21 protein-coding genes are annotated in these 17,699 nt (G+C 68.8%); 12 read left to right on the forward strand and 9 right to left on the reverse strand.

Annotated elements, in window-relative coordinates:
- The first annotated feature begins 22 nt into the window (after positions 1–22).
- The gene (locus tag M2437_RS11545; protein WP_012255358.1) at positions 23–586 is read left to right on the forward strand and encodes a sugar O-acetyltransferase; all 564 of its coding nucleotides are present in this window, start codon (positions 23–25) and stop codon (positions 584–586) included.
- 34 nt (positions 587–620) lie between these two features.
- On the opposite strand, the gene M2437_RS11550 is transcribed toward M2437_RS11545, so the two are convergent.
- From M2437_RS11550 to hemB, 6 genes are all read right to left on the reverse strand, one after another.
- Entirely contained in the window at positions 621–938 is a 318-nt protein-coding gene (locus M2437_RS11550) for a helix-turn-helix domain-containing transcriptional regulator (RefSeq protein WP_012255357.1), read from the reverse strand.
- Positions 938–1,264, reverse strand: coding sequence for a type II toxin-antitoxin system RelE/ParE family toxin (locus M2437_RS11555; protein ID WP_003606574.1), 327 nt, complete (start codon positions 1,262–1,264; stop codon positions 938–940). Before M2437_RS11555 ends, M2437_RS11550 begins: the two co-directional genes overlap by 1 nt.
- A gap of 86 nt (positions 1,265–1,350) precedes the next feature.
- Positions 1,351–2,097 carry an arginyltransferase gene (locus M2437_RS11560; RefSeq protein ID WP_253387486.1) on the reverse strand — a complete coding sequence of 249 codons (747 nt, stop codon included), beginning with the start codon at positions 2,095–2,097 and terminating at the stop codon, positions 1,351–1,353.
- 139 nt (positions 2,098–2,236) lie between these two features.
- Entirely contained in the window at positions 2,237–2,731 is a 495-nt protein-coding gene (locus M2437_RS11565; RefSeq protein WP_012255354.1) for an RDD family protein, read from the reverse strand.
- A 113-nt stretch (positions 2,732–2,844) separates the two neighbouring features.
- Entirely contained in the window at positions 2,845–3,246 is a 402-nt protein-coding gene (locus M2437_RS11570) for a hypothetical protein (RefSeq protein WP_253387487.1), read from the reverse strand.
- Between the two features lie 40 nt (positions 3,247–3,286).
- Positions 3,287–4,342 carry a porphobilinogen synthase gene (gene hemB, locus M2437_RS11575; protein WP_101475500.1) on the reverse strand — a complete coding sequence of 352 codons (1,056 nt, stop codon included), beginning with the start codon at positions 4,340–4,342 and terminating at the stop codon, positions 3,287–3,289.
- Between the two features lie 658 nt (positions 4,343–5,000).
- On the opposite strand from hemB, the gene M2437_RS11580 reads away from it, so the two are divergent.
- From M2437_RS11580 to ldtR, 3 genes are all read left to right on the forward strand, one after another.
- Positions 5,001–6,161, forward strand: coding sequence for an enoyl-CoA hydratase/isomerase family protein (locus tag M2437_RS11580; RefSeq protein ID WP_253389618.1), 1,161 nt, complete (start codon positions 5,001–5,003; stop codon positions 6,159–6,161).
- Positions 6,158–6,625: a DUF6163 family protein gene (locus M2437_RS11585; protein ID WP_003605709.1), complete on the forward strand. Its 468-nt coding sequence runs from the start codon at positions 6,158–6,160 to the stop codon at positions 6,623–6,625. The genes M2437_RS11580 and M2437_RS11585 overlap by 4 nt, the downstream gene beginning before the upstream one ends.
- A gap of 161 nt (positions 6,626–6,786) precedes the next feature.
- Positions 6,787–7,305 carry a transcriptional regulator LdtR gene (gene ldtR / locus M2437_RS11590; protein ID WP_003605707.1) on the forward strand — a complete coding sequence of 173 codons (519 nt, stop codon included), beginning with the start codon at positions 6,787–6,789 and terminating at the stop codon, positions 7,303–7,305.
- A 156-nt stretch (positions 7,306–7,461) separates the two neighbouring features.
- On the opposite strand, the gene pqqA (M2437_RS11595) is transcribed toward ldtR, so the two are convergent.
- Together pqqA (M2437_RS11595) and pqqA (M2437_RS11600) are read right to left on the reverse strand one after the other, a co-directional pair.
- Positions 7,462–7,551: a pyrroloquinoline quinone precursor peptide PqqA gene (gene pqqA, locus M2437_RS11595; RefSeq protein WP_015857429.1), complete on the reverse strand. Its 90-nt coding sequence runs from the start codon at positions 7,549–7,551 to the stop codon at positions 7,462–7,464.
- Between the two features lie 62 nt (positions 7,552–7,613).
- Positions 7,614–7,703, reverse strand: coding sequence for a pyrroloquinoline quinone precursor peptide PqqA (gene pqqA, locus M2437_RS11600; protein ID WP_015824334.1), 90 nt, complete (start codon positions 7,701–7,703; stop codon positions 7,614–7,616).
- 480 nt (positions 7,704–8,183) lie between these two features.
- On the opposite strand from pqqA (M2437_RS11600), the gene serS reads away from it, so the two are divergent.
- From serS to M2437_RS11620, 4 genes are all read left to right on the forward strand, one after another.
- Positions 8,184–9,470, forward strand: coding sequence for a serine--tRNA ligase (gene serS / locus M2437_RS11605; RefSeq protein ID WP_003605706.1), 1,287 nt, complete (start codon positions 8,184–8,186; stop codon positions 9,468–9,470).
- Positions 9,470–10,234 carry a 5'/3'-nucleotidase SurE gene (surE, locus tag M2437_RS11610; protein ID WP_015824332.1) on the forward strand — a complete coding sequence of 255 codons (765 nt, stop codon included), beginning with the start codon at positions 9,470–9,472 and terminating at the stop codon, positions 10,232–10,234. The genes serS and surE overlap by 1 nt, the downstream gene beginning before the upstream one ends.
- Before the next feature lie 24 nt (positions 10,235–10,258).
- Positions 10,259–10,957: a protein-L-isoaspartate O-methyltransferase family protein gene (locus M2437_RS11615; RefSeq protein ID WP_253387488.1), complete on the forward strand. Its 699-nt coding sequence runs from the start codon at positions 10,259–10,261 to the stop codon at positions 10,955–10,957.
- Positions 10,958–11,160: 203 nt separating this feature from the next.
- Entirely contained in the window at positions 11,161–12,528 is a 1,368-nt protein-coding gene (locus M2437_RS11620) for a murein hydrolase activator EnvC family protein (protein WP_253387489.1), read from the forward strand.
- Between the two features lie 124 nt (positions 12,529–12,652).
- On the opposite strand, the gene M2437_RS11625 is transcribed toward M2437_RS11620, so the two are convergent.
- Entirely contained in the window at positions 12,653–13,543 is an 891-nt protein-coding gene (locus M2437_RS11625) for an ATP-binding protein (protein WP_003601294.1), read from the reverse strand.
- Between the two features lie 485 nt (positions 13,544–14,028).
- Here M2437_RS11625 and yajC point away from each other — a divergent pair, with 485 nt between their 5' ends.
- The 4 genes from yajC (at position 14,029) to M2437_RS11645 (ending at position 17,590) form a co-directional block, all read left to right on the forward strand.
- Positions 14,029–14,361: a preprotein translocase subunit YajC gene (gene yajC, locus M2437_RS11630; RefSeq protein ID WP_253387490.1), complete on the forward strand. Its 333-nt coding sequence runs from the start codon at positions 14,029–14,031 to the stop codon at positions 14,359–14,361.
- Positions 14,362–14,428: 67 nt separating this feature from the next.
- On the forward strand, positions 14,429–16,027 hold the full coding sequence (secD, locus tag M2437_RS11635; protein ID WP_012255346.1) for a protein translocase subunit SecD: 1,599 nt from the start codon (positions 14,429–14,431) through the stop codon (positions 16,025–16,027).
- Between the two features lie 98 nt (positions 16,028–16,125).
- Positions 16,126–17,070 carry a protein translocase subunit SecF gene (gene secF / locus M2437_RS11640; RefSeq protein WP_015952392.1) on the forward strand — a complete coding sequence of 315 codons (945 nt, stop codon included), beginning with the start codon at positions 16,126–16,128 and terminating at the stop codon, positions 17,068–17,070.
- Positions 17,071–17,194: 124 nt separating this feature from the next.
- A complete protein-coding gene (locus tag M2437_RS11645) occupies positions 17,195–17,590 on the forward strand; it encodes an Mth938-like domain-containing protein (protein WP_012255345.1) in 396 nt (131 codons plus the stop codon).
- Positions 17,591–17,699: the final 109 nt, after the last annotated feature.

The raw sequence follows: 17,699 nt of genomic DNA on the forward strand, positions 1-17,699 counted from the left end.
TTTGGAATTTGGGAAGGCGGATATGGCCGAGACCGCGCGCGAGCTGATGCTCGCCGGAAAGCCCTATCGCGGCGACGATCCGGAACTGATCGCGCTTCGCAACGCCGCCAAGCGGCGGCTCCTGCGGCTCAACGCCATGGAGCCCGAGGATGCGGCCGGCCGCGAGGCGGTGATCCGCGAGCTTCTCGGATCGGCGGGACGCAACCCGACGATCTGCCCCGGCTTCGCCTGCGATTACGGCGGCAACATCACGGTCGGCGACGACTTCTTCTGCAACTTCAACTGCGTCTTCCTCGACTGCGCCCCGATCACCATCGGCCACCGCGCGCAGATCGCCCCGATGGTGCAGCTCTACACCGCCGAGCACCCCCTCGACCGCGCCGCGCGGGCCGCGTTCTGGGAATCGGCCCGGCCCATCACCATCGGCGACGACGTGTGGATCGGCGGCGGCGCGATCGTGTTGCCCGGCATCACCGTCGGCGACGGGGCGGTGATCGGCGCGGGTGCGGTGGTGACCCGCGACGTGGCGCCCTACGCCGTCGTGGCGGGAAATCCGGCAAAGGTCGTGAAGTGGACGAAGGAGTGAGCCAGGCAGCCGGCTGGCGGCCAGCTGGCCTTGCTCAGCGGCCGATAGCGACGGTGAGCTGCACGCCCGAGGCCTTTTGCACCGTCCGAAGGACACCGAACAAGTTGGTCGCTGTTGGATTGCCGGTCGGACCGAGCATCCGCATGAGGCTCTTCGACGACGTGCCGGTCTCTTGCGACAGACGCTCGAATCCGATCGTCGCGTTGATGTAATCGCGCAGAACGGCCTTGCCGGTCTCGATGTCGCCCGCGAGGAGTTGGTCCACCGCCTCGGTGAGCAGGGCGTCACGGAATGCCGGGTCGCGCTCGGCCCTCGCCTTCACGGTGTCCTTGAAGCTGCGCGTCAGGGCCATCAGCCCGTCTCCTTTTTCCGGCGCCTGTAGTCCGCCCAATGGGCCCGTGCCTCGGCGATGTCGTCCTGTTGCCGGCGCTTGGTGCCGCCGCAGAGCAGGATGATCAGCAGATCCCCATCGCGCCCGAAATACAGTCGGTAACCGGGCCCCCAGGCAATCCGATACTCCTGCACACCATCGCCGACCGACTTCACATTCGACAGGTTGCCCGCTTCCATGCGCGCCAGCGCAACGGTCACCTTGGCCGCCGCCTGGGGATCAAGGTCGTCGAACCAAGAGGCGAAGGGACTGCGGCCGCTCCCGTCCAGAAACTCCTGAATCTCCATACAGAATAGTACCTTAAAAGTTACCATTCAAGACAATTCAGGGCCCGGAAACGCCGTGCGCATGCCAATCCTGGAGTGTCGGAGCGCTACTCCACCCGCACCCAGCCCTGAGGCATCAGCCGCTCCTGCGGCTTGAACTTGGCCTTGTAGTCCATCTTGCGGGAGCCATCGACCCAGTAGCCGAGATACAGATACGGCAGGCCGAGGGCCCGAGCCCGGCGGATATGGTCGAGGATCATGTAGGTGCCGAGGCTGCGGCTCGCCTCGTCGGGATCGTAGAACGAGTAGACCATCGACAGGCCGTCGGAGAGAACGTCGGTGAGGCACACGGCGACAGGTGCGCCGACGCCGCGGCCGTGGATCGCGCTGTCGGGGCCGCGCTCGCGGTAGACCACGAGATGTGTGTCGACGTGGCTGTCCTCGATCATCATCGCGTAGTCGAGCACCGTCATGTCGACCATGCCGCCATCGCCGTGTCGGGCATCGAGATAGCGGCGGAACAGGGCGTATTGCTCGGAGGCCGGACGGTTGGGCTCCGGCGTGCCGATGAGTTCGGCATTGCGCTGGAGGATGCGCCGCTGGCTCCCGGTGATGGCGAAATCCTCCACCACCACCCGCACCGAGACGCAGGCGCGGCAGGTCTCGCAGGCCGGGCGGTAGGCGATGGTCTGCGAACGGCGGAAGCCGCCCTGGGTCAGGATCTCGTTGAGGTCCCGGGCCCGCCGCCCGACGAGATGGGTGAACACCTTCCGCTCCTCCTGGCCCGGCAAGTAGGGGCACGGGGAGGGCGCCGTCAGGTAGAACTGCGGTGTGTCGCGCGGATGGCTCGTCACGCTGGGTAGGCTCGCCCTCGGGGCCACGGCATCGAACGCTGGCCCCGCAGCCAATGTAACGGGATCGCCGCGGGGCTCAACCGGATTGATGGGTCATGAGGGCGGCTTTCCGCCGCCATCCCCTCACTCGAACGGGGGATCAGTCGCGCACGACGGCCAGACCGAGCAGGAGGTCGTGGCCGAGACGCCGGTCGGAGCGGACGAGGCCGAACACCACGTCGATGCACCAGAGCAGGAAGGTCGAGATCGCCACGTAGAACAGCAGCGCGTGGATGCCCGCGGTCAGGAAATCCACCGGACGCCCGCTCTCGGGCGCTACCACGCGCAGGCCGAGCATGCGCATCCCGAGCGTGCTCTGCTTGGGACCGCCCACCGTGATCGCGCTGTAGAGGATGCCGCTGACGCCGAGGATCGGGAACAGCATCCAGGCGAAGCCGAAGGTCAGCACGCCGAGGATCGCGATCGCCGTGGCGAGCACGGCCGTGAACACGAAGATGAAGGCGAGATCGAGCAGGTAGGCGACCGTGCGCCCGCCGAGGCTCGCCCGCACATACGGCACGGGGAACCCACCCTGGCCCGGCATGCCCGTCGGGTTGGTGTAGCCGGGGTGATAACCGGGCTGAAAATCCGTCATGGCCGCCGCTTCCTCGACCGTTGCGTGCACGTTCGAACAAGTGGGGAGACGGCGGGGCGCTGCCAAGAGCCGAGCTGCGAGGCCCAGCGACGCCTCGATGTCCGGCCTCGCCCTCACCGGGCCCCCGGATCGGCGGCCTCGGCCTCGGGCGTCGTCAGGTAGTAGCGCCTGAGCAGGTAGAGCGAGGCGCCGTTCACCGGCCCCTGCTCGGTCGTCACCGCGCTGAGGTCGTCGCCGGCATCGAAATGGCAGACGAGGAAGCGGGGCCGGGTCGACTCGGCCCTCGGGATCGCGCTGGTGCCGCCCACGAGGCGATAATCGACCCGCACGCTGCCGCGGCTCGCGCCCGATCCCACCCGCAACAGGTCGATTTCGGCGCCGGGCGGGGCGAGCGCCGGCACCGCCCGGCGGCAGAGCGTCGCCCGGCGCGCGTCGAGCGCCGTGTCGCAGCCGAATCCGGCCGCGAGCCAGAGGATGACGGCGCCCGCCAGCGCCGCCCGCTCGATGCGGACCAAGGTCGTCGCGCCCGAAATCGTCGCGCCTGGGGTCGGCCCGTCAGGCGCCCGCGCGCAGGCGCTCGGCGACGCGGGGGGCGTAGTAGGTCAGCACCCCGTCGGCGCCCGCGCGCTTGAAGGCGAGCAGGCTCTCCGTCATGGCGCGGTCGCCGTCGAGCCAGCCGTTGCGGGCGGCGGCCTCGATCATCGCGTACTCGCCCGACACCTGATAGGCGAAGGTCGGCACGCCGAACTCCGTCTTCACGCGGGTGATGATGTCGAGATAGGGCAGGCCGGGCTTGACCATCACCGAGTCGGCGCCCTCGGCGAGGTCGAGAGCCACCTCGCGCAGGGCCTCGGCCGCGTTGCCGGGATCCATCTGGTAGGTGCGCTTGTCGCCGACCAGCGCCGCGCTGGTGCCGATGGCGTCGCGGAACGGCCCGTAGAACGCGCTGGCGTATTTCGCGGCGTAGGCCATGATCTGAACATCGCGAAAGCCGGCCCGGTCGAGACCGGTACGGATCGCGCCGACGCGCCCGTCCATCATGTCGGAGGGGGCGATGATGTCGGTGCCGGCCTCGGCCTGGATCAGGCTCTGCTCGACCAGCACCGCGACGGTCTCGTCGTTGAGGATGGCGCCGGCCTCGATCAAGCCGTCATGGCCGTGGCTGGTATAGGGGTCGAGCGCGACATCGGTCATCACGCCGATCTCGGGGACCGCCCGCTTCACCGCCCGCACCGCCCGGCAGACGAGGTTTTCGCGGTTCAGCGCCTCGGACCCAGTCGGATCGCGCAGGGACGGCTCGGTGTAGGGGAAGAACGAGATCGCCGGGATGCCGAGCCGCGCGGCGCGCTCGGCCTCGCGCACGATCTCGTCCACGCTCAGGCGCTCGACGCCGGGCATGGAGGCGATCGGCTCGCGGCGCTTCTCGCCCTCGATCACGAAGAGCGGCCAGATCAGGTCATCGACGGTAAGGGTATGCTCGCGCACGAGGCGGCGCGACCAATCCGCCTTGCGGTTGCGGCGCGGGCGCTGGGTCAGGCTCAGCGGCCCTGCACCGGGGGCGGCTTCGCGCGCGGTCTCGATGGCGAGCGGGCGCGGGGTGGCGTCAGACATGAGCCTCAGGACTCCGGTTGCTCCAAGACGCTCTCGAACCGAAGGGGAGACCGGTTCGGTGCGGCGGAGCGCATCACGACAAAGACGTCAAAGCCAGGCCCGACCGCAAGCCTGGCGGCGATGGCTCGGGGCGGGCATTCCGGATTCGCATCCCCCGGCAACCCTCCCGCGGCCGGAGGTTGCCCCAAGACGAAGGGGTGAGGAAAGCGCCCCTGAACGCGCGGCCACCGACGATGCCCAAGCCTCTTGCCGTTGCATCGTCCACTCGGACAGGCCGGTTTCCACCGTTTCGGGCCGTGCCCTAGCACATCCGAATTCGGGCTCGAAAGGTGCCGTTGCCGCAGGCCGCCGAATGCGACCGGCTCCGTCCCGAGGCCACCTGCCGGACGACGGAGCGCGCCCGAACGGTGCCGCGAGAGAAGCTCCCGCGCGTGCAGATCCTGGCGAAGGGCGCGTTTCCCGAGGAGCCTCGTGAGGCGGTCGCTGCGGTCCGGCGCCGTCGCACGCTCCGCGTTGACGCCCCACCCGGGAGTTCGTCTAAGAGGGCCGCGCAATGCCCCCGGGCGCAAAGCCTCCGGGCATAGAGCCCGGCTTCGAAACGGCGGGCATCCGCTCGGGTGACGATGCGGCGAAGGAGAGCGCGGCGGTGGAGCGCGGAATGTCGGGTGGGCAACAGGCCTTGCAGCAAGGGGTCGCGCAACGGGACGTGCGAGAGCCGTCGGCCGAGCCCGAGATCGTGTTCGAGACCCGCGGCGAGGCCGGGCTGATCACCCTGACACGGCCGAAGGCGCTCAATGCCCTCACCCTGCCGATGGTGGAGACGATGCACCGGCAGCTCCGGGCCTGGGCGGGGGATGCGCGGGTCAGCCGGGTCGTGGTGCGCGGCTCGGGCGGGCGCGCCTTCTGCGCGGGTGGCGACATCCGCCAGATCCAGGCCCTCGGCAAGGCCGGGCGCCATGCCGACGTGATGGCGTTCTGGCGCGGGGAATACTGGCTCGACGCCGCCGTGAAGTCCTACCCGAAGCCCTATATCGCCCTGATCGAAGGGATCGTGATGGGCGGAGGCGTCGGCATCTCGCTGCACGGCGACGTGCGGGTCGCGGCCGAGAACTACAGCTTCGCCATGCCCGAGACCGGCATCGGCTTCTTCCCCGATGTCGGCGCGACCTACGCCCTGCCGCGCCTGCCCGGCTACACCGGGCGCTACCTCGCGCTGACGGGCGCACGGATCGGTGCGGGCGACGCGCTCGCCGTCGGCCTTGCGACCCACGCGGCGCGGGCGGACGATTTCGAGACCATCATCGAGCGGCTGGCGGGGGGAGGGGCGATCGCCCGCGCCTTCGACGGCCTCGAGGCGCCGGGGACGGAGACCGGCCCCCTCGTCGCCGAGGGAACGCTGATCGACACCTGCTTCTCCGCCGACACCGTCACGGAGGTGCTCGCCCGGCTCGACGCGGCAGCGCGGGACGGCTCCGCTTTTGCCGGCGCGACCGCGGCGACGATCCGCACCCGCTCGCCCACCAGCCTGACCATCGCCCTGGCGCAGATGCGCCGCGGGGCCGACTTGAGCTTTGCCGAAGCGATGCTCGCCGAGTACCGGCTGTGCGAGCGGGTGATGCGCGGGCACGATTTCTACGAGGGTGTGCGGGCGGTGATCATCGACAAGGACAACCGGCCGGCCTGGCAGCCCGCGACCCTGGATGCGGTCGATGCCGGGGCGATCGAGGCCGCCTTCGGCCCGCTCGACGGCCCCGAGCCGCTCTTCGACGGCAGCCAGGGCCCGCCTGAAGCGGCGCACGCCGCGGAGGCCCGACCGTGAGGGCGCTCGCCAAGGTCGGCTCGACCCTCGACGGGCGCGGACGCCCGAGCGCCGGAGCCGGCGACCGCATCGAGGGCACCGCGCCGCGGGCGCAGACCCGCTGGGACGTGGTGCTGGTCTGGTTCATGCGCATCACCGCGCTGGTCTGGCTGGTCAAGGGACTCGCGACCTGGGGCGAGATCCTCGACCTGATTCCCGGCCGGACGCCGTTCGCCGAACTGCCGATGGGACGGCAATCGGCGATCGTCTACTTCGCGGTGATCGACTTCGTGGCCGCGGTCGGCCTGTGGCTGACGAGCGCCTGGGGCGGCGTGGTCTGGCTGCTCGCCGCGACCTCGGCCCTGACGCTGGCGCTGCTGACGCCGCAGCTCCTGCCGATGCCGGTGCCGGTGATCGCAGTGCAGGCAAGCATTGTCGCTGTTTACTTCGTGTTATCCTGGCTGGCGGCGCGCGATGTAGGCTGAACAAGAGGTCAACATCATCGTTTCATTTTGCATTTACCGACAGAAGTAAATCGCGAGTTCATCCTGTCGCTTAAATCGGCTTTCATCGGTGCGGCTTAGGTTCACCTCATAAGCGATGCCGGCCAGCAAGAGCCGGACCGAACCGACAGGAAGGCACCACGATGAGCACGAAGGCCGCCAACACCGCCCTCAAGACCACCGACGCCGCCCCGGAGCTTCAGGGTGCCGCCGGCTCCTACCTCGAGGCGCTGCACCTCGTGGAGCGGCTGCACCGCCGCCTCCTCGACGTCATCAAGGACGAGTTCGACCGGCGCGGCCGCGAGGACGTCAACAGCGTCCAGGCGCTGCTGCTCTACAACATCGGCGACAAGGAACTGACCGCGAGCGAGCTGCGCTCGAAGGGCTACTATCTCGGCTCGAACGTGTCCTACAACGTCAAGAAGCTCGTCGAGGCCGGCTTCCTGCACCACGCCCGCTCCAAGACCGACCGGCGCTCGGTGCGCATCAGCCTGACGCCGAAGGGCCGCGAGATCCACGACCTGATCCAGGGCCTCTACGACAAGCACGCCCGCACGATCCAGCCGATCGGCGGCATCTCCGAGGACGATTTCGGCCGCCTCAACCAGGCGCTGTCCCGCCTGGAGCGCTTCTGGACCGACCAGATCCGCTACCGTCTCTGAGCGAGGCGCCGGGACATCGAAAGCAGGAAGGCCGGAGGGTTCTATCGCGAACCCTCCGGCCTTCCTGCTTTTCGCCGCGCCAGAAGCAAACGAAAAGGGCGCCGCCCTCTCAGGCCGCGCCCCCGTTCTCACCGGATCGAGTCCGGCGACGCCTTCTTAGTTGAAGGTGTCGATCTCAGCGGACTCGTAGGAGGTGACTTCCATGCCGACACAGATCTCGGCAACGACGGGAGCGGACCACTTCATGACGTTTCTCCTGATAGACAAAATTGGTGAAACCGAACCAGCCTGGGGCTGGTGACGCCTTCTTAGTTGAAGGTGTCGATCTCGGCGGACTCGTAGGAGGTGACTTCCATGCCGACGCAGATCTCGGCAACGATGGGGGCAGACCACTTCATGGCGTGTCTCCTGGTAAAGTTTTGAATACGAAGATCGGTCTTTCGACCGGCTCGACCTCGAACTGAGGTGGGCCGCTCGTTCACCGGGTCCCTCGTGTTCGACGCCCTTGATATAGACAATCCGTTGGGCGCAATTCAAGCGGACCCTACACTTATATTTCTCATAGATTGCTCTCAGAAACGCCCAAGCTGACGCCAAAGAGCGGCATCTTTCTGCCGAATGCGCGGAAAAGTGCTGGTCTTTCAGGGATATGGTGCCGATCGCCGCGATCCACAAGCGCAGCCAGCGGAACGGTGCGCACGCGCTTTTGCCGGTTTCTCCCGATCAAATTTATCGGAAGTCCGACGCTCCGGGCAGGGGTCGCCGCGCGAAGGGCCAGCCTTCGGCCCGAGCGCCTGCCGACGCACCCGCACTTGTGATGCCGGGGGCGATGCGGCAAAGCGGGGCCCTCGCGCGCACAAGACCTCAAGAGCCCCGAAATGCACGACATCCGCGCCATCCGCGAGAACCCGGAGGCCTTCGACCGCGATCTGGAGCGGCGTGGCCTCGCGCCCCTCAGCGCCGAGCTGATCGCCCTCGACGACGCGCGCAAGGGTGCGGTCTCGGCCGCGCAGGCGGCCCAGGAGCGGCGCAACGCGCTGTCCAAGGAGATCGGCGCCGCCAAGAAGGCCAAGGACGAGGCCCGTGCGACCGAGCTGATGGCCGAGGTCGCCCGGCTGAAGGAAGAGGCACCGGGCCTCGAAGCCGCGCAGGGGGAGGCCGCCAAGGCTCTCGACGAGCGTCTCGCCGCGATCCCGAACCGTCCGAAGGACGACGTGCCTCCCGGCGCCGACGAGCACGGCAATGTCGAGTACCGCCGCTTCGATTCCTCTCGTGAGCGCCTGACGCAAGGGCGCCAGCATTTCGAGCTCGGCGAGGCCACCGGGCTGATGGATTTCGAGGCGGCCGCGAAACTCTCCGGCTCCCGCTTCGTCGTGCTGAAGGGCCAGCTCGCCCGGCTGGAGCGGGCGCTCGGCCAGTTCATGCTCGACCTGCACACCGGCGAGCACGGCTACACCGAGGTGGTGCCGCCGGTCCTCGTGCGTGAGGAAGCGATGTTCGGCACGGCGCAATTGCCGAAGTTCCGCGATGATCAGTTCGCGGCGGGCGAGAATTTCTGGCTGATCCCCACGGCGGAAGTCCCGCTCACCAACCTCGTGCGCGAAAGCATCCTCGCGGAGGACGAACTGCCCTTGCGCTTTACCGCGCTCACCCCCTGCTTCCGCGCGGAGGCCGGGGCGGCGGGGCGCGACACCCGCGGCATGCTGCGCCAGCACCAGTTCAACAAGGTCGAGCTGGTCTCGATCACCGCTCCAGAAAAATCGGCCGAGGAGCACGAGCGGATGCTCGCCTGTGCGGAAGCCGTGCTGCAGAAGCTCGATCTCACCTATCGCGTCATGACGCTGTGTACCGGTGACATGGGCTTTGCCTCCCAGAAAACCTACGACATCGAGGTCTGGGTGCCGGGCCAGCAGACATACCGCGAGATTTCGTCCTGCTCGGTCTGCGGCGAGTTCCAGGCGCGGCGGATGAATGCGCGCTACCGGGCCAAGGAGGGCAGGGGGGTCGGCTTCGTCCACACCCTGAACGGCTCGGGCGTCGCGGTCGGCCGCGCGCTGATCGCCGTGATGGAGAACTACCAGAACCCCGACGGCAGCGTCACGATCCCGTCGGCGCTCCAGCCCTACATGGGCGGCCTCACCCGGATCGAGGGACCGAAGAACTGATGCGCATCCTGGTCACCAACGACGACGGCATCCACGCGCCGGGCCTGGAGACGCTGGAAGGCATCGCCCGCGCGCTCAGCGACGATGTCTGGGTGGTCGCGCCCGAGACCGATCAATCGGGCGTCTCGCACTCGCTCTCGCTCAACGATCCGCTGCGCCTGCGCCAGATCGGGGAAAAGCGCTTCGCGGTGAAGGGCACGCCCTCGGACTGCATCATCATGGGGGTGGCCCACATCCTCAAGGACCACAAACCCGACCTCGTGCTCTCGGGGGTCAACCGCGGCCAGAACGTGGCCGAGGACGTGACCTATTCCGGCACCATCGCCGGGGCGATGGAGGGCACGATCCTCGGCATCCGCTCGATCGCGCTGAGCCAGGCCTACGGTTTGGGCGGGCGGGCCAACCTGAAATGGGCCTGCGCCGCCACGCACGGGCCGCGGGTGATCGAGAAGATCCTGGAGATCGGCATCGAGCCCGGCATCCTCGTCAACGTCAACTTCCCCGATTGCGAGCCGGAAGACGTGCAGGGCGTGGCGGTCTCGGCGCAGGGCCAGCGCAATCAAGCGCTCCTGCAAATCGATGCCCGCCACGACGGGCGCGGCAACCCCTATTTCTGGCTCGCCTTCGCCAAGGCGCGGTTCGAGCCCGGCAACGGCACCGATCTCAAGGCGATCGCTGAGAACCGCATCTCGGTGACGCCGCTGCGGCTCGACCTCACCGACGAGCCGGAACTGACCCGCTTCGCCGCGGCGTTCCGGGCGTGAGCGGGGGCGGCCGTCCGGGCCCTCATGCCGCCTGAGGCCGGAGAGCCCGACGAACGGGCCGAACGGCTGTCCGCGGGGCTGGCGGAGGCGACCGGCAACGCCGCCTTCGTGCTGGCCCTGCGCGAGCGGGGCGTGCGCGACACCGCCGTGCTGCGGGCGATGGAACAGGTCCCGCGCGAGCGCTTCGCGCCGCCGGCCCTGCGCCCCCATGCGCGGCGCGACATCGCCCTGCCGCTCGCCTGCGGTCAGACCATGACCGCGCCGAGCATCGTCGCGCAGATGCTCGGCGCCCTCGACCTCGCCCCCGGCCAGCGCGTGCTGGAGGTCGGCACCGGCACGGGCTACGTCACCGCCCTGCTGGTCCGGCTCGGGGCCGCCCATGTGCGCAGCCTGGAGCGCTACGAGGGGCTCGCCCGCGCGGCACGGGCGCATCTGGGGCGCGACCTTTCCGACGTCACCGTCGAGACCAATGACGGGCTCGCCCCCGAAGTCGTGCGGGGCGGAAGCTACGACCGCATCCTCGTCAACGGCAGTCTCGCCGCGCTGCCGCCGCACCTCCCCGCCGCGCTCAAATCCGGCGGCCGGCTGGTGGTCGGTCATTGGACCGGGCGGGGGAGCCGGCTCGTGACGCTGACCCGCGACAGCGCGGCCGCCTACGCACGGACGGAAGGGGCGGCGCTGCGCCTCGGCCCCCTGACGCCGGGGCGTGCGCTGGCGCCGTAGCGGCTCGACAACGGTTCGGCGCATCCGCGTCGAGGGGCAGTCTCGCCCGCTCGAACACGCGGCCGGCCCCGTTGCCAGACTCCCTCAACCTTTACGGAACCCGCGTGAATCCGATCCCCGCGACGATCTCGGGAACGGTTGCTTAACCTGAATCCCGTTTGAATAGCTCATCACGTTGCGTCAGTGTTTAAGCGGGTGCGTCGATGCGGGTTCGGGGGAAAATACTGGGCTTGAGGACGCTGTCGCGCTTCGCCCTCATCGGTATGATCGGCGGTGGCACCGCTGCTTGTTCGTCGGACGCCTCGCGTCTCGGCGATCCCTTCACCAACCCGTTCGCGTCGCTGACGGGTGAGCCCTCGGCCACCGGCAGCCTGCCGAACGACGGCGTCGAGGGCGAGATGGCGCCGGCGCCTGCGATCCGCACGCCGCGCATCCAGTCCCAGGCGCTGCCTGCTCCCGGCCCGGCCCTGTCGCCGCGCCCCGGCGCGGTCAGCGCCGCCCCGGCCGCGCCCCGGACCGTAACCCGCGTCGCGACGGCCGAGCCGTTCTCCGGCGGCATGGCGAGCAACGTGGCCGGCCTGAACCCGGATGCGGGCCGCGCGATGACGCCGCGTGCCTCCGCCCCGGCGCCGCAGCCCAAGCTCCAGTTCGGCAAGCCCGTCGACAAGGCGGCAGAAAAAGCGGCTGAGAAGGCCGCGGAGAAGCGCGCCGCCGAAGCCGCTGCCGCGAAGGCGGCCGAGGCCCGCCGCGACGCCGAGCGGCAGGTTGCCGCCGCCAAGGTCGCCGAGGCCAAGGCGGCCGAAGCCAAGGCCGCGGAAAAGGCGGCGCAGTCGAAGAAGCTCGCCGACGCCAAGGCGGCTGAGGCGAAGAAGGCGGCGGAGGCGGCCAAGCATCCGCGTCCGGGCCAGAAGGGCGCCGAGAAGGTCGCCAAGGCCGAGCCGAAGGTCGATCCGAAGGATGCGGCCAAGGAAGCCGCGAAGGCGGAAGCCGCCCGCAAGGCCGAAGCCGACGCCAAGCTGGCCAAGGCGGACGCCGCCAAGAAGCTCGCCGAGGCCCGCGCTGCGGAAACGGCCGCGAAGGCCGCTGCCAAGGAGAGCAAGGAGGCCGCCAAGGCGTCCGCGAAGGAAGCGGCACCGGCTGCCCCCGTGAAGGTCGCCAGCGCCGACGCCTCCGCCCCGATCCCGGCTGCCGCTCCGCAGGCCGCGGCCGAGTCGTTCCGCTGGCCGGCCAAGGGCCGCATCATCAATGCCTACGGCTCGTCCGGCAACGAGGGCATCAACATCGCCGTGCCCGAGGGCACGCCGGTCAAGGCCGCCGAGGACGGCACCGTGGCCTATGCCGGCTCCGACGTGAAGGGCTACGGCAAGCTGGTGCTGGTGCGGCACAACAACGGCTACGTCTCGGCCTACGCCCATAACGGCGAGTTGGACGTGCGCCCCGGCGAGAAGGTGAAGCGCGGCCAGACCATCGCCAAGTCGGGCGCCACCGGCAACGTCACCTCGCCCCAGCTCCACTTCGAGCTGCGCAAGGGCGCGACCCCGGTCGATCCGATGCCCCATCTCGGCGGCTGATTGTTTCCGATCCCCGCAGACAAAGGGCGGCTCCTCACGGAGCCGCCCTTTTCGTTTTGGGTCTCGTCAGCGCGGCCGGCATGCCCCTCTCCCCGCGTGCGGGGAGAGGGGATATGCGGAATGACTACCCGTCGAGCCGCTGACCCAACCGTCCGGCCAGATCCTGGATGAACTGGAACGCGGTGCGCCCGGAGCGTGAGCCGCGGGTGGTGGCCCATTCGAGCGCCTCGGCCCGCACCCGGTCCGGCTCTACATCGAGCGCGTAGCGCTCCACATAGGCGCGGATCATCGCCAGATATTCGTCCTGGCTGCATTTGTGGAAGCCGAGCCAGAGGCCGAAGCGGTCGGAGAGGGAGACCTTCTCCTCCACCGCCTCGCCGGGATTGATCGCGGTGGAGCGCTCGTTCTCGACCATCTCGCGGGCGAGCAGGTGGCGCCGGTTCGAGGTGGCGTAGAACAGCACGTTGCCCGGCCGTCCCTCGATGCCGCCGTCGAGCGCGGTCTTGAGCGACTTGTACGAGGTGTCATCGGCATCGAACGAGAGATCGTCGCAGAACACCAGCCAGGGGTGCGGGTCGTTCCGGAGCAGGCTCATCAGCTCGGGCAAAGCCTCGATGTCCTCGCGGTGGATCTCCACGAGCTTCATCGGCAGCGCGCCCTCCGGCCGGCGGGCGTTGATCTCGGCATGGGCCGCCTTGACCAGCGAGGACTTGCCCATGCCGCGCGCACCCCAGAGCAGGGCGTTATTGGCCGGCAAGCCGCGGGCGAAGCGCTCGGTGTTCTCCACCAGAGTGTCGCGGGCTCGGTCGATGCCGGTGAGGAGGCCGATCTCGACGCGGTTGACCCGCGGCACCGGGATCAGCCGCCGCTCGGGCCCCCACAGGAAGGCGTCGGCGGCGCTCGTATCCACCTTCGGGACGGTGGGCGGGGCGGCGCGCTCCAGGGCTGCGGCGATCCGCTCCAGAAGCGGCAGGAGATTCGGAATGGGGTCGGCAGGCGTCGGCTCTGAAGCCATGATCTCGGGTCCGGTTGCAGAGGAGGGCGGCCGCCCTCGTTGAGGTGGCGCCTTGTAGGCGAAGGTCGAAAGAAAGGGGAACCGCGGTGGCGGCGGCCCGGATGCATCCCAGGGCTTCGCCCTGGTTTTACTACGGCCTCAAGCGCCGACGGCCGCCTCCGCGGCCCCAGGCTGTCGCTCCGCTCGATGCTGTCCGGGGCTCACGCCCCGAAAAGCCCGCTCCGCGCGGCGCTCCTCGCGCCGCGAAGCCGCCCGAGCGGCTTCGAAGCGATTGCCCTGCGGATGCATCACCCGCCGTTGCTTTCGAGTCGCCCGTCGCTATAGTCCGCGCGCTTTCCGGCAGGTCCAATCCGGCCCGCCGGTCCTGGCAAGTCTCTTTTTGGCAAGTCGCTTTCGGCAAGCCGGTTTTGACAAGCCCGTCGTCGCAAGGCACCGGTCCCGCCGGGCCTCACGGGCCGTCTGCCCTCGATCAGGAGTTTCTCGCGTTGATCACCCCCGCCTTCGCGCAAGGAGTCGGTGCCGGAAGCGGCGCGGATGTCGCGTTGCAGTTCGTGCCCTTCATCCTGATCTTCGTGATCATGTATTTCCTGATCCTGCGCCCGCAGCAGCGCCGGCTCAAGGATCACCAGAACATGGTGAAGAACGTGCGCCGCGAGGACACCATCGTGACCACCGGCGGCCTCGTCGGCCGCGTCACGAAGGTCGCGGACGACGCCACCGAGATCGAGGTCGAGATCGCCCCGAACGTGCGCGTGAAGGTGGTCCGCTCGATGATCTCCGAGGTTCGCGTCAAGGGCGCCCCGGTCAAGGCCTCCTGAGAGGTCACATGAGGGTGCCGGCGCACAGGCCCGGCACCTTTCGGTAAACCCAGTCGGAACCGGGCGGATGTTGCGCTTCTCGAGAACCAAGATTTTCGCGACCCTGGCCATCATCCTGATCGGTCTGAGCCTCGCAGTGCCGAGCTTCTTCTCGAAGGAGCAGCGCGAGGCCTTCGTCAACGCGCTGCCGAAATCGATCCAATGGATGGTGCCGACCCGGGCGATCGTGCTCGGCCTCGACCTCCAGGGCGGCTCGCAGATCCTCTTAGAGATCGACCAGCCCGACCTCGTCCGCTCGATGGTCACCGGCCTGCGCGACGACGTGCGCCGCATCCTGCGCGAGGCCGCGGTCTCGCCGGACGGCGGCATCCGCGTCATCAACCGCGGCGTCGAACTGCGCATCCCCGATGCGGCGGCCCGCGCGAAGGTGATGCCGAAGCTGCGCGAACTCGCAGCCCCCATCAACAACCCGCTCGCCGCCGGCGGCCAGACCCTCACGGTCAACGAGGCCGAGAACGGCACGATTCAGCTCGTCCTCACCGAGGCCGGCATCAACGACCGCACGCGCCGTGCGGTCAGCCAAGCGATCGAGGTCGTGCGCAAGCGCATCGATTTCGGCGGCACCAAGGAGCCGTCGATCCAGCAGCAGGGCGCCAGCCGCATCCTCGTCCAGGTGCCGGGCCTGCAGAACCCGCAGGAGCTAGAGGACCAGCTCGGCAAGACCGCCAAGCTCGAATTCCGGATGCTGGCCGATTCGCCCTCCGGCGACGTCGACATGCTCGCCTCGAAGGACGAGGGCGGCGCCAAGGTGCCGGTCGAGCGCCGAGTCATGGCCGACGGCAGCGATCTCACCGACGCCCAGCCCGCCTTCGACCCGCAGACCCACGAGCCGATGGTGAGCTTCAAGTTCAACCTGCGTGGCGCCCAGCGCTTCGGCCAGGCGACCTCGGAGAATGTCGGCCGGCGCATGGCGATCGTGCTCGACAACGTGATCCAGTCGGCCCCGGTGATCCGCTCGGCGATCACCGGCGGCACCGGCCAGATCACCGGCAACTTCACCGTCAAGGACGCCAACGACCTCTCGGTGCTGCTGCGGGCCGGTGCCCTGCCGGCCAAGCTCACCGTGGTCGAGCGCCGCGTCGTCGGTCCCGGCCTCGGCCGCGACTCGATCGAGGCCGGCAAGATGGCAACCCTGGTCGCGGGCGGCCTCGTCATCGCCTTCATGTTCGCGACCTACGGCACCTTCGGCTTCATCGCCAACATCGCCCTGATCGTCCACGTCGGCCTGATCCTCGGCCTGATGTCGGTGCTGGAAGCGACGATGACGCTGCCGGGCATCGCCGGTATCGTGCTCACCATCGGCACGGCGGTCGATTCGAACGTGCTGATCTACGAGCGCATGCGCGAGGAAGCCCGCGGCGGACGCTCCCTGGTCTCCGCGCTTCAGGCCGGCTTCGACCGGGCGTTCGCCACCATCATCGACTCGAACTCGACCATGGCGATCGCCGCCCTGCTCCTGTTCTTCATGGGCTCGGGCCCGGTGAAGGGCTTCGCCGTGGTGTTCATCCTCGGCATCCTCACCACCGTCATCACCGCCGTGACGCTGACGCGCATGATGATCGCGCTGTGGTACAACTGGTTCCGGCCCAAGGCCCTGCCGTTCTAGGGGCGCCGCCGCCTCGTTCCCGGCGCGGCCACTGGCCGCGCGAAAGCTGAAATCTCAGGGGATGCGCTCGGAGCGCCCCCTTCGCTTCGAGACCGACCATGCGCCTGCTTCGCCTCTGGCCCGACGAATCGCATTTCGACTTCATGCGGTTCCGGCGCGTCACCTTCCCGCTCTCGGCGGTGATGTCGGTCGTGACCCTGGTGCTGTTCATCACCGTCGGGCTCAATTACGGCATCGACTTCAAGGGCGGCACTCTGGTCGAGCTTCAGGCCAAGGCCGGCCGGACCGCGGACGTCGCCGAGATCCGCCACACCGCCAACGGCTTCGGCTTCGGCGAGACCGAGGTGCAGGAACTCGGCGGCGAGGGTCAGGTGCTGGTGCGCTTCCCGCTCCAGGCCGGCGAGCAGGGCCAGACCGCGGTGATGCAGAAGGCACACGCCGCCTTCGACGCGAGCTACGATTTCCGCCGCACCGAGACCGTGGGGCCGCGCGTCTCGGGCGAACTCGTGCAGTCCGGCACGATCGGCGTCGTGCTCTCGGTGCTGGCGGTGCTGCTCTACCTGTGGTTCCGCTTCGAGCGGGAGCTGGCGCTCGGCGCCATCGTCGGCACCCTGCACGACATCGTGCTGACGGTCGGCGTGTTCATCATCACCCGCATCGAGTTCAACATGACCTCGATCGCGGCGATCCTCACCATCGTCGGCTACTCGCTCAACGAGACCGTGGTGGTGTTCGACCGGACCCGCGAGCTGATGCGCCGCTACAAGACGATTCCGGTGGTGGAACTCCTCAACCTCTCGATCAACTCCACCATGTCGCGCACGGTGATGACCTCGCTCTCCACCACCCTGTCGCTGGTGGCGCTGGTGCTGTTCGGCGGCGAAGCGATCAAGGGCTTTGCCGTGGTGATGCTCTGCGGCGTGGTGATCTGCACCTACTCCGCGATCTTCGTCTCGACCCCGTCGCTGATCTATATCGGCCTGCGCCTGTCCGGTGCGAAGGCGTCGCAGCGCGAGTCGGGCCTGCCGCAGGCGGCCGAGTAGGGCGCGGCGTGCGGCGGGAGACGCGAGACCGGTCCGGGACGTCTTTCTCTGCCCCGGCGGTTGAGAGGGGCGCCCGCGCTTCCGACATGCTCCGGTACGGAATGCGGGCGAGCGGAGGCATGGCGTGAGCGAGGGACGAATCCCCGGGCAGATCCACGACGGTTTCCTGCCCGGCCGCCACGGCATCGACGCCTATGGCAATGGCGGCTTTCGCTTCGGGCAGATGTCCCACCGGGGCTCGATCCTGCTGCTGCCCTCCGGCGTTCGCGCCTGGGAGGTGAACGAGCCCGCCGGCATCGACGGGACGAGCCTCGGCCCGGTGCTCGCCGAGGCCGAGGGGATCGAGCTGCTCCTGATCGGCACCGGCGCCGAGATCGTGTTTCTGCCCGAAACCTTGCGCCAGCGCCTCAAGGCCGCAGGCATCGGCCTGGACACGATGCAGACGGGGGCGGCCGCACGGACCTACAACATCCTGATGGCCGAGAACCGCAAGGTCGCGGCCGCGCTGATCGCCGTCTAGAGCCATGCCCGGCTGATTGCATCAGGCCGGGCATGGCTCTAGCTCCTTGTTTTGTCGCGCTTTCTTTCGACGAACCGGCATCCACTTCGTCGGAAAGCGCTTTAAGTTC

Source organism: Methylorubrum pseudosasae (assembly GCF_029504475.1).
In the GTDB taxonomy this organism is placed as follows: domain Bacteria; phylum Pseudomonadota; class Alphaproteobacteria; order Rhizobiales; family Beijerinckiaceae; genus Methylobacterium; species Methylobacterium extorquens.